This window comes from Xanthomonas rydalmerensis (assembly GCF_033170385.1).
Taxonomy (GTDB): domain Bacteria; phylum Pseudomonadota; class Gammaproteobacteria; order Xanthomonadales; family Xanthomonadaceae; genus Xanthomonas_A; species Xanthomonas_A rydalmerensis.
Genome location: NZ_CP126170.1, coordinates 2,483,581 through 2,498,868 on the forward strand (window position 1 = coordinate 2,483,581; position 15,288 = coordinate 2,498,868).

Consider the following 15,288-nt stretch of genomic DNA (forward strand, 5'->3'; position numbering starts at 1 on the left):
TCCTACCACAAAGCGTGATTCCGTCTTGAAGGCGAAGCGCCGGAATGCCGCGCTGCGCGTCAACCATGCTGCGCGGCGCGCCGGCCATCGGCGTTGCGCGGTGCGCATAGGCGCTGATACAGCGCAGTGAAGCCGCGCACGCTGCAATCGGCATCCTCGCGCACGGCCCGGCATTGCGCCGCCCAGGCCAGACGCAGGCGCAGTTCGTCGTCGCTGAGCACCTGGCGCAGCGCATCGGCCAGGCCGGCCCAGTCGCCCACCGGCACCGCCAGCGCCGCCGAGGGCGCCCACTCCTGCAGATGCCCGACCGCAGTGCCCACCGTCGGCACGCCCGCCACCGCCGCTTCCAGCAATACCAACGGCCCGGCCTCGTGCAGCGACGACAGCACCAGCAGATCCGCCGCCTCCACCAGCGGCCGCAGTTCGCGCTGGGTCTTGAAGCCGAGGAAGCGCACGTGCTCGCTCAGCCCCAGCGCGGCGACCAGGCGCTGCATCGCGCCGCCGAGGGTGTCCACGCCAACCAGGTCGACGCGGAAGTCGACCCCGGCGCGGACCAGCGCGGCGAGTGCGCGCAGCAGGGTCGTCTGGTCCTTGACCGGATTGAGGCTGGCCACGTGCAGCAGGCGCGCCGGCCCCTCCCCGCGCGCACGCGGCGGGCGCGGCGGCCAGGCGCGCAGGTCCACGCCCAGCGGCACGCGTTCGGCGGCGATGCCCAACGCCCGCAGGCTGTCGAGGATGGGCGCGCTGGCGGCGGTCACCGCGCTCGCCAGGCGCAACACCAGCGCCTCGCGCAGCCGACCCTGCCATTTGCGCCGGCCGCCGTAGCCGATGGCATGCAGCGCGACCAGTTCGCCGCCGGCGATGTGGACGAGGCTCGGCCGCCGCAGCCAGCGCGCTGCCGCCACCGCGATCAGGCTGCAGTGGCCGGAGAACAGCGACTGCACCGCGTCGAACGGTGCGCGACGGTGTTCGGCGCGGATCGCGGCGATCGCGCGCCAGCGCGTGCGCACCGCGCCGATGTTGTGGATGCGCGCGCCCAGCAGGTCCCATTGCGCCGGCAGCGGCTCCTGGTGCAGCACGAAGACGTGCAAGTCGTGCATGCGTGCCAGGCGTTCGATCAGGCTCAGGAAGGCCGGAATCACCCGGTACTCGCCGCTGCGGTCGACGCCGCCCGGCACCACCAGGGCCAGCTTCATGCCGCGCTCCGCGGCGTGGCGCCGAGCAGCTGCGCATAGGCGCGCGCCCAGCGCCGGCCTACCGCCGCGAACGACAGCTGCGCATCGAAATGCGCGCGCACCATCGCCCGCGACGGCCCGTCGCGCGAGGCCTGCAGCAGCGTGGCCGTCAGGCGCTCGGCGTCGCCGCAGGGCCACAGCGCGCCGACCCGGCCGCCATCGCTGAGCGCACGGAACGCGGGGATGTCGGTCAGCACCGGCACCGCGCCGCAGGCATAGGCCTCCAGCGCGGCGTAGCCGCAACTCTCGGCCAGGCTGCCGGATACGAACAGGTCGGCCGCACGCATCAGGGTCTGGATCTGCGCGTGCGCCACCCGGCCCAGCAGGTGCACGCGGCCGGCCAGCCGCGGATCGGCCTGGATGCGCTGCTGCACCACCGGCAGCAGCGGCGCATCGCCGAACGCGCAGAACAGTTGCAGCTCGGGCAACTGCACGCTGGCGCGCGCCACGCCTTCGAGGACGGTGAGCGGATCCTTGCCCTCGCTCAGATGGCCGACCCACAGCACACAGGGCGCGCCGTGCAGTCCGCTGTCGCGGCGCGCCTGGTCGCGCTCGCCGGGAGTGAAGCGGCAACTGGATTCGGGAATGGCGAACAGCCGCGTGGATCCGGCGAACAGCCCGGCACCCACGAAGCCGCGCGCCAGGCCCAGCGAGGTGAAGGCGATGCCGGCGGCGGCCGCATACCAGCGTCGCCACTGCGGCCGCCGCCACCAGCGCGGCGGACGGTTGGCGTGGTCCTGCAGGAGGATCGGCAGCGACGGCCGCCAGCGCGCCAGCGTCGCCGCCTCGCGCGCGAACTGCAGGCCGTGCACGTGCACCACGTCGGCATCGAGCTCGGCCAGCAACGCGGCGATGCGCCGCAGGTGGCGCCGGCGTCCGGCGTCGGCGCGACGCACGAAGTGATAGTCGACGCCGTTGCGCCGCAGCTGTGCATCGACCGCAGCGGCCTGGATCACCGAGACGCGGGTGCCGGCGCTGGCCACGGCCTCGGCGATGTCGGCCAGCGATGGCCACAGCGCGAAGGCCTGCTCCGGCGTCACTCCGTCCGGCAGCGGCACGAAGTTGAGCTGCACGGCGTGTACGGCGCGGGGGACGTTGTCGGCCATGCTCAGATCCCGGACGCCTGCGGCCGGTGCAGGCGCACCAGCCGGTTGGCCAGGTTCAGCTCCCACGGCCGGTCGTAGCGCCGGTAGCGGTAGCGCCACGCGGCCAGGGCGCTGAGACCACGCTTGGCCCAGCCCGGCGAACGCGGGTCCTGCGCGGTGGGATAGCGGCAGCCGAGCACGGTGACGAAATCGCGGATGCGCTGGCGCAGCGCATCGGTGAGCCAGGGCGCATCGGCGTGGCAGGCGTAGTCCACCCACTGCGGCTGCGCCCACTCCTCCGGCGTGCGCGGGAACTGCACCGGCACGCCGTCGCGGTCGAGCAAGGGCATGCCGGCGCGGCGGCCGCGATCCTTCTCGTGGCGGCTGCTTTCCGGCAACGGGGTGTACACGTAGACGATGATTTCCGACTGCGGGTTGATCCGCTTCAGCTCGCGGATGAACTCGAAGGTCTGCTCGGTCTCGCGCTCGCTGTCCTGCGGCGGCGCGACCATGAACGACAATTCCGGGATCACCCCATTGCGCCGGCACAGCTCGGCCACTTCCAGGGTCTGGTCCGGGCGCGTGCCCTTGCGGATCTCCTTGAGCATCGCCCCGCTCGGCGACTCGGCACCGATGTAGGCCATGCGCAGGCGGCTCTTGCGCACCAGTTTCCAGGTGCTCTCGGACAGGTTGAGCAACGCGTCGGCGCGCGCGTAGCACCACCACGGCATTTCCAGCTTCGCCATCACCTCCAGTAGCGGGATCATGTCGGCTTCGCGGTCGAAGAAGTTGTGGTCGAAGAACTGGATCGAGTCGGCGCCCAGGCCGTACTTCAGATAGCCCAGCTCGCGCTCCAGGCGTGCCGCGGTCGGCAAGGCGGTGGCGCCGCCGAACATCGCCGCCACCCCGCAGAACGTGCAGCGGAAGCGGCAGCCCAGCGCGGCCTGGTGCGAGGCGGTGCGCTGGCCGAGGAAGGTGCGGCCGAGATAGCGACGCGGCTCGCCGAGTTTTTCGTAGGGCAGCGACGGCAGTGCATCGCCGCGCTGGAAGGCGCGGTTGCGGTTGTGCACCACGGCGCCGTCATGTTTCCAGGACAGCCCGTCGACCTGCGCCAGCGTCGGCCCCTCGCCTCGCAAGGCGGCCAGCAGTTCCGGCAAGGTGTCCTCGCCCTGCGCGCGGATCGCGTAGTCCACGTACGGCGCGGCCAGCGCGGTGTCCGGGTACAGCGTGGGGAAATAGCCGCCCCAGACGATCGGCAGCGCCGGGAAGCGCGCGCGGATGGCCTGCGACAGCGCGATCGACGGCGCCAGCTGCGGCCCGCCCATCACGCTGATGCCGACCGCATCGAAGTGCTGCTCCTGCAGCGCCTGCAGGCTGCGGTCGATGAAGTCGCGGTCGACGTTGCCGTCGATGATGCGGCTGTCGCCGTGGCGGTCCAGCGCCGCCGCCAGGTTCAGCAGCGACAGCGGAAAGCGGGCGCTGGACGGCTTGGTGATGGTGGGATTGACCAGCAGCGTGTTGGGTGTGGAGGACACACGGGGCGAACGCAGGACGGGGGTCACGGCAGGCGCCGCAGGCGCAGCACCAGGGCCACCGGCACCTGCAATGCAGCGGGATCGAAATGGGCGCCGGCGGGAATGTCCGCCGGGTCGAGCATCGGTTCGCTGACCGCGTCGATGGCCAGCCCCAGCGCGGCGCAGGCGGCGTGCCAGTGGCTGTACAGGTGCTGGGTGTGGCGCACCGCGTAGCGCTGACCGCCGGCCTTGAAGTCGCGGCGCCAGCCCAGCGCCGGGCCGATCGGGTGCACGTCGCTGCACAGCACCCAGCCGCCGGGCCGGGTGACGCGGCGCAGTTCCGCCAGCGCGGGCGGCAACTGCGGCAGGTGCCCCAGCGCCAGCGCGCAGAGGCTCAGGTCCACGCTGGCATCGGCGAGCGGCAAGGCCTCGAGGCTGCCTTCTTGCAAGGTGCAGCGGCCGGCGTCGGCATCAGCCAGTTCCTGCGCGGCGCGCGCCAGCATCTGCGGCGACAGGTCCACGCCGGTGACGTGCTCTGCGCCACGCTGCAGGGCATGCAGCAGGTAGCGGCCGCTGCCACAGCCGGCATCGAGCACGTGCTGGCCGCGCAACGATTGCGGCAGCAAGGCCAGCATGGCGCGCTGCTCGGCCTGCATCACCGGGTTATGCGCCTGCGCCGGGTAGCTGTCCGCCCACAGGGCGTAGGCGGCGAGCGGATCGAGGGTCGGGACTGCGCTCATGCGTGGCATACCTGCACCATGTCCGCCTTGCGCGAACGCGGCGGCGCAACTTGAAATTCCAGGCCCGGCTCCAGCGCCAGCAACTCAGGATCGGCCAGCTCCGCGGCCAGCAGTTTGGGCACGCCGTCCAGCGTCACCGGCACCGTGTCCACGCCGACGGCGGCGAACCACGGCGCGAAATCGGGATCGGCGATCCGCGGCCGCCCGTCGCGCACCACCGCGCGCAGTGCACTGCGCGACAGCCCGACCAGGCTCTGCGCCGGTGCGCCGCCGCGATCGGCGACGATCAGCAGATCGGCGTGTGCGCCCGGCGCCAGATGCCCGCGCTCCGGCAAACGCAGGATGTCGGCCGCGGCGGTCGTGGCCAGACGCAGCGCCTGGGTCGCGTCCAGGCCGTGGGCAGCGGCCAGGCGCAGGTCCTCGAGCAGGTCGCGGCCGCCGCTGACCCGCGCATCGCTGCCCAGCGCCAGGCGCCCGGCGGCGCTCAGGCGTCGTGGGTCCAGGGTGCGTCCGAGCAGGGTCAGGTTGCTGCTCGGGCACCACACCACCGCTGCGCCGCAGGCGAGCACGCGCGCGACATCGTGCGTGCCCAGGCCGACGCCGTGGATCAGCACCGTGTTGTGGGCCAGATGGCCGCGCCGCTCCAACTCGGCGAGTTCGCCAGCGGCCACCGCGTCGGTGCCTTCGGCCAGGTGGATCATCCATGGCCAGCCGGCAGCCGACGCCGCGGCGAAGCTTTGCGCCAGCGGCGGGCCGTAGTCGGGGCCATGCAAGGTGTAGCTCCAGCCGAAATCGTGCAGCAGCGCCACCGGGAAGTCGGCCGCGTCCAGCGCGGCATGCCAGGGGTCGTGGTGGGCCACGCAGGTCACCCCGGCCAGCAGGTTCTTCAGCCCGCCATGGCGCAGCCGCAGCGGCTTGGGCAAGGCCAGCGCGGCGGCCACCGCCGGGGTGCGGAAATGCGCGGCGAAGGCGTCGATCCAGGCGTAGCTGTTGGCGAACGGCGCGGCCTGGGGCAGCGGCGGCACCGCATTGACGTGCAGATGCTCGTGGGCGTTGATCAAGCCCGGCAGCAGCAGGTGCCCCGGCAAGGCGATGTGCAGCGCCGCCGGCTTGGCCGACGCGGCGACGCGACCGGCGCATAGCGCCAGCGGCGCGTGCACTGCCCCGCCGGCATGCGCGACACGCGCACCGTCCAGGCAGACGTCGACGGGAGCGGCAGGCGCGGCCATGCTCAGCGCTTGCGCATCACGATCAGGAAGTGGTCGCCCATGTCGCGCAGCAGCGGCCAGCCGCCGATGCGGTCGTCGAGGCGGCCCAGCGCTTCGCCCAAACGCGGGTGGCGCTGGTAGTGGTCGACCAGGTACGGCGGCGGCAGGCACAGGCTGAGCGCGCGGTACGACTCCAACTCGAAATGCGGCGCGAACGCGCGGTAGAACTCGCGTGGGAAGTAGTACCAGGTCCAGATCGTGTGCCCGTTCATGCCGACCGCGGTGGCGCCGCGGGCGGCGCGGACGGCGGCACGGCGCAGGCGCCCGCGCAGCAGGTAGTGGCCCAGTTCCCACGGACACAGCCGGCCGATCACCGAGAACACCAGCCGGCCATCGCGGCGCAGCAGCCGTGCGCAGTGACCGGCGACCTCCGGCAGATCCGGCGCGCAGTTGAGCGGGCCGAAGTTGGAGTACATGCCATCGAACTCGCCATCGAGCAGATCCAGCTGCTGGATGCCGACGTGGGCCGCGCTGAGCCGGCCGTGCAGGCTCGGGTCCTGCGCGCGGGCACGGGTGCGCTCGACCATCTGCGGCGACCAGTCGGTGGCCAGCACGCGGTAGCCGCGCTGGGCGAAGGCGTGCGCATCCAGGCCGGTGCCGCAGCCCAGGTCGACCAGGCGCGAACCGACCGGCAACTGCGTCGCCACCGTGTCCCACAAGGTGGTGCGCATGCGCTGGATCAGCGCGTTGTTGCCGCGTGGGCCATCGTAGTCGACGGCCACGCTGTCGAAGGCGCGCTGCGTGTCCAGCAGCCGCACCGGGTCCAGAGTGGTCGTATGCGCCGTCGCGCCCGCCTTGCCGTTCGCTGTCACCTGCACCTCTCCACTCCCCTGCCCTCGTCGGAATCCGCGCGTATCGAGCGCGCGGTACTGCAGGTAGGTGCGGCAGCAGCGCCGTTTGGTTGAATCGGCGAGGTGCCGTTATGCGACAGCCGCAGTCGGCCGCGTCTGGCGGCGACGCAGCGCATTGCGCACCACCGCGGCCAGCACGCCGCCGCCGAGCCCGGCCAGCAGCGCCGCGGCCAGCACCAGCACCGGGTTGGGGAACGCGGCGCGTGGCGGCACATAGGTCTCCCAGGGCGCCGAGGTGTCGTAGGTGTAGCGCGCGCCGAGCCGGCCGAGCAGCTCCTCGCGTTCGGCCTTGAGGCCGCGCAGCGTGGTGGTCTTCTCCGACAGCAGCATGTTGCCGAGCAATTGCTGTTCGACGCTGCCGCGGTCTTCGCGCTGCTGCTGCAGCAGGCGGTCGCGCTCGGCCTGGGTGGCGGCGATGTCCGCGGCCAGCGCCTGCAGCCGTGCATTGGCCTGCTGCAGCGGGCCGGCCTGGATGCCCCGGTGCAGCGCCTGCAACTGCGCGATGGTGGCCGTCGCCAGCTGCCGTGCCTGCTGCGGCGATTGGGCGCGCAGGGTCAGCTGGATCAGGTTGGCGTACGGGTCCGGATCCAGCTTGAGGCTGTCGCGGTACAGCGCGGCCTGGCGGCTGTCCAACGCCACGCCGGCGCCGCGCAGCACCTGTTCCTGGAACTGCCGGGTCTTGATCCGGTCGATCACCCGCTGGAACGGTTCCAGCTTGGGGTCGCGCCCGGACGGGGTCGGGCCGAACTCGCCGACCTGCACCCAGGCGGTGGCCTGCCACTGGCGGGTCGCGCCATGCAGGAACAGCGCCGCCAGCGCCAATGCCAGCAACAGCGGCAGCAGGCACCAGCGCCATTCCCGCCGCAGGATCCGCCACAGGTCGATCAGGTAGATTTCGTCTTGGGGCATGGCGGTGTCGGTCATGGCAGCGGGGATCTCGGGGGAGCGGAAGGCAGGGCCGCCGCCGGTGCGGCGTCGCGGCGGTTCGGCAGCAAGGCGCTGCAGGCGTGCAACAGCAGGCACAGCGCGACGAAGCCGGCATTGGTCCAGGTGAAGGCCTGCGGCGCGAACGGCGACATCACGCAGGCGTAGGCGATGCGCAGGAACACCAGCAGGTTGAACAGCGCCACGCCGCGACCGAGCAGGCGCACGCTCCACAGCAACGCCGCGTACAGCGCCAGCATCGCCGCCAGCGCCGCGCCGGGGCCGCCGGCCAGCAGGAACGGCAGGAACTCGGTGCCGACATTGATGTTCGGGGCATCCAGCGGGATGCCGGTGCCGGCGGTGGCGATGGAACCGCTCAGCGGCACCAGCTGGTTGACCAGGAAGCTGGCGTTCTCGTAGCCCTTGCTGAGCAGCGCGCCGAAGTTGTACGGGCCGGCACCGATGTACAGCAGCAGCCACTTGATGCCCTGCGGCGCGGCCCGGTACAGCGCGCCGAACGGCAGCGCCACCGAATCCAGCGAGCCCGAACGCAGCGTGCCCAGCAGCGAGAACGCGGCGGCACCCGCGCACAGCAGCGCCAGTACCCGTTTCCACGGCAGCGGCCGCGCCGGGTCGCGACGCAGCAAGACCAACAGGCCCACACTGAACACTGCCGCGAACAGACGGTTGCGGTCGATCACCAGCACCGGGAAGGCGAAGCCGGCCAGCAGCAGCGCGTTGCGCACGCTGCGCTCGCGCACGCACAGCAGGCCGATCGGCGGCAGGATCCAGCACATGTTCGACACATGTCGAACATGCGATTGTAGCGGGCTGAGGTCGGCGTAGGCGGAGGGGTTGTGCAGCAAGGGAATCGGGAACAGCAACAGGTCCAGCAGGCAGAACAGCCCCACCGCGGCGGCCAGGCCGAGCGCGACGAAAGCCTCGCGCGTGCCCGCATACTCGCGCGCCCGGAACGCCGCCAGCGGCGGCAGGCGGATGCCAAGCAATGCGTCCAGCCCCAGCGTCGCCAGCGCCACGGCGGCCAGCAGCGCGATGCCGGCGAGATAGCCCGGCGGCAGGTCGAAACTGAGTAGGGTCAGCGCACAGCTCAGCAGCAGCGGCAGGCCGAAATAGGCCGACGGCAGGCGCAGCAGGCGGCTCATGTGCGCTCGATCAGGGCTGGCTGGCCGCCCTGGCGCAACCGCGCCAACAGCGACAGCCACGCATGTGCCAACAGGTGCCCGCCCAGCGCCAGCGGGCTGCGCCGCAGGAACGCGATCTTGGCGGCGATGTAGTGCGCCTGCGCATGCAGCAGGGTGCGGCAGGCGGGATCGAACAACCGCGCGCGGCGCAATGCCACCTGCCGCGATTCGGCCAGGTTGGCCAGGCGGCTGGGCAAGTGCCGGGTGCGGCTGGCGTTGTGGTCGTGCACGCGGTAGGCGCAGACGGCGACGTCCAGGAAGCCGAGGGCGTCGCGCGCGACCAGGCGCAGGAAGAAGTCCCAGTCCTCGATACGCAGGCCCTCGTCCCACTCCGCGCCCGGCTGCAGCGCGCTGCGCCGGACCAGCGCCACCGCCCCGCTCACCGCCCAGTGGCGGATCACCGCGCGGCGGATGCCGGCCTCGCTCAGGTACAGGCGTTTGTCCACGCCGTGCAGGTCGCGCATGCTGCTCTGGTGCAGCGTGCGGCCCTGGGTGTCGACCACGATGGCGTCGCCGATCACCGCAGCCTTGTGCGGATGCGCGCCCAGGTACGCCACCTGCACGCCCAGCCCGCCGGGCAGCAGGTAATCGTCGCTGGCCCCCAGGCGCAGAAACTCGCCGCGGGCCATCGCCACCAGGTGGTTGAGCGTGGCGGCGATGCCGAGGTTCTCGCGCGGCCAGAAGCGCACGTGCAAGGTGTCGCCGTGCTGGGCAATCCACTCGGCGATGCACTCGGCGGTGCCGTCGCTGGAGCCGTCGTCGACGATCACCAGTTCCTTGTTCGGGTACGGATCCTCCAGCACGCTGTCCAGGCAGCGCTGCACGAAGCGCGCGTGGTTGTAGGCCGGGATCAACACCGACACCAGCGGCAGCGTCGGCGGCGTGTGCGGTGCGTCCATCAGCCCAGTCCTCGCAGGTAGCGGCGCACCACCAGCACGTTGAACGCCAGGTACAGCGCGTAGTTGCAGGCGAACGCATAGGCCGCGCCGATCAGGCCCATGTGCGCGGTGAACAGCACCACCAGGCCCAGGTAGCTGGCGGCGAAAAAGCATTCGGAGAGCACGAACAGCCGCGTCATCGCCTTGGCCAGCATCAGGTAGGACAGCACGAAGGAGGCGATCTTGAGCACGTCGCCGAGCAGCTGCGGCGCATACAGCGGCAACGCGGCGGCAAAATGGGCCGAGAACAGCAGCCGGGTGATCCAGTCGCGGCACAGGTACACCGTAGCCGCGGCCAGGATCACCGCCGGCAGCACGTAGCGGTAGGCGCCACGCAGTTCCTGCAGCAGCGCGGTGCGCGTGTGCAGCGCCGCCAGCTTGGGCAGGTAGTGGACGTTGATGGCGGTGGTGAAGAACAGCAGGTAGGCATCGGAGACACGGCTCACCGCCTGCCAATAGCCGACCTGCTGCCAGCCGAGCTGGCCGGCCAGATGATCGCGCACGCCGATGTTGACCAGCAGCGGCAGCAGCGCCGAGGCCAGGGTCATCGCGGAGAAGGCGGCCAGCCGCCGCACCATCGCCGGGTCGAAGCGGATGCGCAGCATCTCGCGGCGGAAGTACGGGCTGCGCCGCAGCGCCGGTACCCCGGCGCACAGCCAGGCGACCTGCCCCAGCACCAGGCCCAACAGCGCCCCATACAGGCCCATGCCGTGCGCCAGCGCCGCCACCAGCAGCACGCTCAGCACCGCGCCGGCGACCTGGATCAAGGCCAGCCGGCGCACGTCCATGAAGCCATTGACCACCGCCAGGATGTAGTTGGCCAGCGCAATCCCGAGCTGCGCCACCGCCAGCACGCAGATCAGCGGCTGGTACTGCGCGTCGCCGAGCAGGCGCTCGGCGATCAGGCGACTGCACAGCAGTGCGGCCACGCCCATCGCGCACGCTGCGACGCAGGCATAGCCCAAGGCGCTTCCCAGCAGCCGGGTCAGCGACTGCGCATCGTCGCGGTACTCGGCCACGTACTTGACCACGCCGGCACCGATGCCGCCCCCGGCCACGACCGCCAGCAGCGACATCAGGCTGGTGAACTGGCCGAGCCGGGCGACCCCGGACGGCCCGGCGTACACCGCCACCAGCTTGAGCACCAGCAACGCGGACAGCAGCTTGGCCGCGGTGGCCACGCCGCTGTACACGCCGCTGCGCAGCACGTTCATGCCGCCACGCCACCGAAACGCCGGCAGGCGTCGATCACCTGCGCGACCGCCGCGTCGTCCAGGGTCGGGCCGATCGGCAGACTGAGCACCTCGGCAGCCAACCGCTCGCACAGCGGCAACTGCAGCGTCGCCAGTTCCGGATAGGCCGGCTGCCGATGCGGCGGCGTCGGGTAATGCACCAGGCACTGCACGCCCTGGGCCTGCAGATGCTGTTGCAGCGCATCGCGCTGTGCGCAGCGCACCACGAACAGGTGCCAGGCGTGCGCCGCCGGGTCGGCCACCTGCGGCACTGCGATCCGCGGATGCGCGATGCCATCGAGGTATCGCTGGGCGATCGCGCGGCGCGCGGCGATGTCGGCATCCAGATGGCGCAGCTTGACCCGCAACAGCGCCGCCTGCAGTTCGTCCAGGCGCGAGTTCACGCCCTGCACCAGATGCCGGTACTTGATGTCCGAGCCGTAGTTGCGCAGCACGCGTAGCTGCGTCGCCAGCGCGTCGTCGTCGGTGGTCACCGCGCCGCCGTCGCCGAGCGCGCCCAGGTTCTTGCCGGGGAAGAAACTGAAACCGGCGGCATCGCCGAAGCTACCGGCAGGGCGGCCGTCGCGGCGTGCGCCATGCGCCTGCGCCGCGTCCTCGAGCAGGAGTAGGCCATGCTGCTCGGCAATGCTGCGCAACGCGGCCATCTCCGCAAGTTGCCCATACAGGTGCACCGCCAGGATCGCCTTGGTGCGCGGGCCGATCGCCCGTTCCACCTGCGCCGGATCCAAGTTGAAGCTGGCCGCGTCCGGCTCCAGCGGCACCGGTCGCAGCCGGTTCTCGCTGATCGCCAGGAAGCTGGCGATGAAGGTATTGCCCGGCACCAGCACCTCGTCGCCTTCGCGCAGCCGGCCGAGTGCGCGGTAGCCGCGCAGGATCAGGGTCAGCGCGTCCATGCCGTTGCCGACGCCGATGGCATGGGCGGTGCCGCAGTAGGCGGCGAACTCGCGCTCGAACGCGTCCAGTTCCTCGCCGAGCACGTACCACCCGGAATCGATCACCCTCGCCGCGGCGGCCTTGAGCTCGTCGGCATAGCGCGCATTGCTGGCGCGCAGGTCGAGGAACGGCACGCTGCCCGCTGGCAGGTTCATTGCAATTCCCAATGGTAGAAATCGTGGACCACGGCGCGTGCGCCGAAGCGCTCCTTCTGCTCGACCAGGCCGGCATTGAGCACCTGGCCCTGCTGCTCGGTGGAAATGCCCAGGCTGAGGAACTCGCGCTGCGCGTAGACCTGCTCGATCAGTTCGGCCAGCAGCAGGCTCAGCGCATCGGCGCGGCGGCCCTGCTCCGAGCAGGCCAGGTATTGGGTATGGACGACGTGGCCGAAGTCGTACACCAGCGTGCCGGCCAGCAGGTCGGCACCGTCGCGCACTTCGTAGGGCACGATCTGCGCCGGAAAGCGCGCGCACAGCAGGCGCAGTTCGTCCAGGCTGTGGGTCGGGCGCGCGCCGTGGCGTTGCAGTACCTCGCCCAGCAGCGTATGCAGCGGCGCCGGATCGTCTGCCCGTTGCACGCGCAGCCCGGCGCGGCGTGCCTTGGCGACCGAGCGCTTGCGTGCGGCGGCGAAGCGCGGCGGTTCGCGTAAGGGCACCGCCGAGGACAGGTCGCGGCGCTGCAGGCGCGCGCCGAGCCGGTGCAGCGCGTACAGGTCCTCTTCCGCCGGACTGCGATGAAACAGATGCGGCACCGCCTTGTACAGCAGCGTGCGCACGCCGGTGTCGCGATAATGCGCGGCGATGCGCTCGAACGCCTCCAGCGTCGCCGTCGCACGCAGCGCGTGGGTCGACACCAAGCCGGCATAGCTGAGGCCGGCATGGCTGGTCACCGCGTCGCCATCGCGGTTGGCCGGAAACACCGCCACCGGCGCGCCGGCGTCCTCGACCAACAACGAAGCATCGACGAAGCGTGCAGCGTGATAGTCCATGTAGCCACGCCGGTGCAGCAGATTGCCGTTGCGCGAGGCGTCCACCACGGCATCCCATGCCGGCGCGTCGGTCGCGGTATACGCCCTAACCGACAGCATCGCCGTCCTCCCACACCATGCCGGCGGGCAAGTCCGCCTCGGCCACGCCGAACCCGTCGCGGCCCATGTCGTTGCCGTTGTAGAACAGCAGCAGGCGCTCGCCGTGGCGGATCAGCGCCGGATAGCACAGCGTGTGTGCGTCCCAGCCCTGCGCCGACAGCGGCAGGCCCAACGCCGCGTCGCAGCGCTGCCAGTGGCGGCCGTCGTCGCTGACCGCCATGCCGGGCAGATAGGCGCCGTCGCGACTGCCATGGGTGAAATACATCAGATAGCGGCCATCGTGCCGGTACACCCGCGGGCGGCCGATACGGTACTCGTCGCCCTGCGGCTGCAGGCAGACCGTGTCCTGACGCGAGATCGCCTGCAGGTCGTCGGTCTCCACGCAACGGATGTGGTAGCGCGGGTACGGCGTGCCGCCGATCCATTCCCAGTCGTCCCCCACTGCGTACCACAGCTGCCAGCGGCGATTCTCGTAACGCGCCGAATGCACCGCGGCGATGGTGCTGCGGCCCGGCGCGCGGTCCAGCAGCGGCGTGTCCTGGCGGCGCTGGAACGTGTCGCCGCCATCGGTGGAGACCGCCAGGCCGGTAAAGGCCAGGAACTTGGCCCGCGCCACCTGCTGGAAGCCGACATAGAACATGTACAGGCCGTCCGGCCCATGCACCACGTCGCCGAGGATCATGCCGTTGTCGTCGAAGCAGCCGGCGCGACCGATGTCCAGCACCGGTGCGGCGCTGATGCCGAGCACCTGGGTAGGATCGTCGGCGCGCACGTCCACGTAGCCGATGCGGCTGACCCCGGCATCGTCGCGGAAGCCAGCGTAGATCCGCAGTCGCTCGGCATCCAGCCGCAGCGGGGTCGGCGTCAGCGCCGAATGCCGCATCCAGCCGCCGACGCCGTCGCGCGCGGTGTCGAACACCAATCCGCGTTTGTGCCAGGCGAACATGCGCCTCACAGGTCCACGTCGAAGCTGGACTTGCCGGCCACCGCCCGAGCCGGCGCACCGACGTAGACGCGTCCGGGTTCGGTGTCGCGGGTCAGCAGCGCACCGGCGCCGATGACGTTGTCGGCGGCGACCTTGACCCGGTCGCTGAGCGTGGCGTTGACCCCGATGAAGCTGCTCGCGCCGATCTCGCAGTAGCCGGAAATCACCGCGTGCGAGGCCACGAATACGTGGTCGTGGATCGTCGTGCGGTGGCCGACGTGGTTGCCGCTCCACAGGATGCAGTTGGCACCGATGCGGGTGAACGGCTGCAGCACGTTGTGCTCGAACACGAAGCAGTGCTCGCCCAGTTCCACGTTGCGCCAGACGAAGGCGTGCGAGCTGACGTAGCTGGCCATGCGGTAGCCGCGGCGCTTGGCGTCCAGATAGAACCGCGTGCGTAGCCGGTTGAGTCCGCTGGCGGGGATCGCCACGAACGCCTCCACCTGCGACGGCGGATATCGCTGTTCGAGCTCCTCGTAGGCCACCACCGGCAGGCCGGCCAGGGTCGGCGCGGACAGGTAGTCGCGCTCCACGCTGAAGGCCAGCACCTCGTAGTCGCTGTCGTGGGTGAAGTATTCGCAGGCGATCTGCGCCAGTTCGCCGGCGCCGACGATGACCAGGGGACGCGCCATGAGCTACGCCTCCTGCCGGCGCATGCCCGCCGCTTCGCGCAGGAACTCGTCGTAGTCGAAGATGTAGTCGGTGGGGTCGTAGGCCTGGTCGGCGAGCACCATCAGCACGCAGTCCGCGCTGAAGTCGTAGAGATCGCGCCAGACCATGCTGCCGAGCAGCAGGCCCTGCCGCGGATCGTCCAGCACCACCTGCGTCGGACCGCTGCCGTCGTCGAGCAGGAACGACACCGAACCGTGCAACGCCACCGCCAGCTGGTTGAGATGGCGGTGCGCATGCTGGCCGCGGTGCACGCCGTTGCGGGTGGCGAACAGGTAGTACACGCGGCGGATGTCGAAAGGCACGTCGCGCTGTTGCTCCAGCGCCACGAGCTGGCCGCGCGCGTCGCCGTGCGTCCGCAACTGGATTCGTTCGATTGCCATCAGAGTGCCCGACCGGGCTCCACATCGGAGTGTCCAGGCTGAGTGCCGCGGGTCCGCGGAAAGGTTGCGCAACGCCGACGCGCACCGCGACGCAACCTTTCGCCGCAGCGCCGGCACCCATCGACGACCACCGCTGCAGCGATGCCCCGCCGGCATCACGCCGCGCCCCTGCCTCGTCGCCCCCAAGGACACCGCGTACCGCCATGACCTCACCCACGCCG

Annotated in this window: 15 protein-coding genes; all 15 read right to left on the bottom strand. The window is 71.1% G+C overall.

The window, feature by feature from the left end:
• Positions 1 to 59: 59 nt before the first annotated feature.
• Entirely contained in the window at positions 60 to 1,196 is a 1,137-nt protein-coding gene (locus QN245_RS10370) for a glycosyltransferase family 4 protein (RefSeq protein WP_317845251.1), read from the bottom strand.
• Positions 1,193 to 2,341 carry a glycosyltransferase family 4 protein gene (locus tag QN245_RS10375; RefSeq protein WP_160968049.1) on the bottom strand — a complete coding sequence of 383 codons (1,149 nt, stop codon included), beginning with the start codon at positions 2,339 to 2,341 and terminating at the stop codon, positions 1,193 to 1,195. Before QN245_RS10375 ends, QN245_RS10370 begins: the two co-directional genes overlap by 4 nt.
• Before the next feature lie 2 nt (positions 2,342 to 2,343).
• Positions 2,344 to 3,882, bottom strand: coding sequence for a B12-binding domain-containing radical SAM protein (locus QN245_RS10380; RefSeq protein ID WP_317845252.1), 1,539 nt, complete (start codon positions 3,880 to 3,882; stop codon positions 2,344 to 2,346).
• Positions 3,879 to 4,574 (bottom strand): class I SAM-dependent methyltransferase, encoded by a 696-nt coding sequence (locus tag QN245_RS10385; RefSeq protein WP_184647618.1) that lies wholly within the window; start codon positions 4,572 to 4,574, stop codon positions 3,879 to 3,881. Before QN245_RS10385 ends, QN245_RS10380 begins: the two co-directional genes overlap by 4 nt.
• A complete protein-coding gene (locus tag QN245_RS10390) occupies positions 4,571 to 5,803 on the bottom strand; it encodes an amidohydrolase family protein (RefSeq protein ID WP_317845253.1) in 1,233 nt (410 codons plus the stop codon). Before QN245_RS10390 ends, QN245_RS10385 begins: the two co-directional genes overlap by 4 nt.
• Before the next feature lie 2 nt (positions 5,804 to 5,805).
• Positions 5,806 to 6,654: a class I SAM-dependent methyltransferase gene (locus QN245_RS10395; protein WP_317845254.1), complete on the bottom strand. Its 849-nt coding sequence runs from the start codon at positions 6,652 to 6,654 to the stop codon at positions 5,806 to 5,808.
• A 108-nt stretch (positions 6,655 to 6,762) separates the two neighbouring features.
• Entirely contained in the window at positions 6,763 to 7,602 is an 840-nt protein-coding gene (locus QN245_RS10400) for a Wzz/FepE/Etk N-terminal domain-containing protein (RefSeq protein WP_317845255.1), read from the bottom strand.
• A gap of 11 nt (positions 7,603 to 7,613) precedes the next feature.
• Positions 7,614 to 8,780, bottom strand: coding sequence for a hypothetical protein (locus QN245_RS10405; RefSeq protein WP_317845256.1), 1,167 nt, complete (start codon positions 8,778 to 8,780; stop codon positions 7,614 to 7,616).
• Positions 8,777 to 9,718: a glycosyltransferase family 2 protein gene (locus tag QN245_RS10410; protein WP_160968063.1), complete on the bottom strand. Its 942-nt coding sequence runs from the start codon at positions 9,716 to 9,718 to the stop codon at positions 8,777 to 8,779. Before QN245_RS10410 ends, QN245_RS10405 begins: the two co-directional genes overlap by 4 nt.
• Entirely contained in the window at positions 9,718 to 10,971 is a 1,254-nt protein-coding gene (locus tag QN245_RS10415; RefSeq protein ID WP_317845257.1) for an O-antigen translocase, read from the bottom strand. The genes QN245_RS10410 and QN245_RS10415 overlap by 1 nt, the downstream gene beginning before the upstream one ends.
• Positions 10,968 to 12,098: a DegT/DnrJ/EryC1/StrS family aminotransferase gene (locus tag QN245_RS10420; RefSeq protein ID WP_317845258.1), complete on the bottom strand. Its 1,131-nt coding sequence runs from the start codon at positions 12,096 to 12,098 to the stop codon at positions 10,968 to 10,970. Before QN245_RS10420 ends, QN245_RS10415 begins: the two co-directional genes overlap by 4 nt.
• On the bottom strand, positions 12,095 to 13,030 hold the full coding sequence (locus QN245_RS10425) for a GNAT family N-acetyltransferase (RefSeq protein ID WP_184447936.1): 936 nt from the start codon (positions 13,028 to 13,030) through the stop codon (positions 12,095 to 12,097). Before QN245_RS10425 ends, QN245_RS10420 begins: the two co-directional genes overlap by 4 nt.
• A complete protein-coding gene (locus QN245_RS10430; RefSeq protein ID WP_317845259.1) occupies positions 13,017 to 13,976 on the bottom strand; it encodes a glycoside hydrolase family protein in 960 nt (319 codons plus the stop codon). Before QN245_RS10430 ends, QN245_RS10425 begins: the two co-directional genes overlap by 14 nt.
• Positions 13,977 to 13,981: 5 nt before the next feature.
• On the bottom strand, positions 13,982 to 14,647 hold the full coding sequence (locus tag QN245_RS10435; protein WP_317845260.1) for an acetyltransferase: 666 nt from the start codon (positions 14,645 to 14,647) through the stop codon (positions 13,982 to 13,984).
• Positions 14,648 to 14,650: 3 nt separating this feature from the next.
• Positions 14,651 to 15,067 (bottom strand): sugar 3,4-ketoisomerase, encoded by a 417-nt coding sequence (locus tag QN245_RS10440; protein WP_160968075.1) that lies wholly within the window; start codon positions 15,065 to 15,067, stop codon positions 14,651 to 14,653.
• Positions 15,068 to 15,288 lie beyond the last annotated feature (221 nt).

Excerpts from the sequence above, each read along its gene's own strand:
- QN245_RS10370 (WP_317845251.1), bottom strand. The coding sequence starts at position 1,196 with ATGAAGCTGGCCCTGGTGGTGCCGGGCGGCGTCGACCGCAGCGGCGAG.
- QN245_RS10375 (WP_160968049.1), bottom strand. The coding sequence starts at position 2,341 with ATGGCCGACAACGTCCCCCGCGCCGTACACGCCGTGCAGCTCAACTTC.
- QN245_RS10385 (WP_184647618.1), bottom strand. The coding sequence starts at position 4,574 with ATGAGCGCAGTCCCGACCCTCGATCCGCTCGCCGCCTACGCCCTGTGG.
- QN245_RS10390 (WP_317845253.1), bottom strand. The coding sequence starts at position 5,803 with ATGGCCGCGCCTGCCGCTCCCGTCGACGTCTGCCTGGACGGTGCGCGT.
- QN245_RS10400 (WP_317845255.1), bottom strand. The coding sequence starts at position 7,602 with ATGCCCCAAGACGAAATCTACCTGATCGACCTGTGGCGGATCCTGCGG.
- QN245_RS10405 (WP_317845256.1), bottom strand. The coding sequence starts at position 8,780 with ATGAGCCGCCTGCTGCGCCTGCCGTCGGCCTATTTCGGCCTGCCGCTG.
- QN245_RS10410 (WP_160968063.1), bottom strand. The coding sequence starts at position 9,718 with ATGGACGCACCGCACACGCCGCCGACGCTGCCGCTGGTGTCGGTGTTG.
- QN245_RS10415 (WP_317845257.1), bottom strand. The coding sequence starts at position 10,971 with ATGAACGTGCTGCGCAGCGGCGTGTACAGCGGCGTGGCCACCGCGGCC.
- QN245_RS10420 (WP_317845258.1), bottom strand. The coding sequence starts at position 12,098 with ATGAACCTGCCAGCGGGCAGCGTGCCGTTCCTCGACCTGCGCGCCAGC.
- QN245_RS10425 (WP_184447936.1), bottom strand. The coding sequence starts at position 13,030 with ATGCTGTCGGTTAGGGCGTATACCGCGACCGACGCGCCGGCATGGGAT.
- QN245_RS10430 (WP_317845259.1), bottom strand. The coding sequence starts at position 13,976 with ATGTTCGCCTGGCACAAACGCGGATTGGTGTTCGACACCGCGCGCGAC.
- QN245_RS10435 (WP_317845260.1), bottom strand. The coding sequence starts at position 14,647 with ATGGCGCGTCCCCTGGTCATCGTCGGCGCCGGCGAACTGGCGCAGATC.
- QN245_RS10440 (WP_160968075.1), bottom strand. The coding sequence starts at position 15,067 with ATGGCAATCGAACGAATCCAGTTGCGGACGCACGGCGACGCGCGCGGC.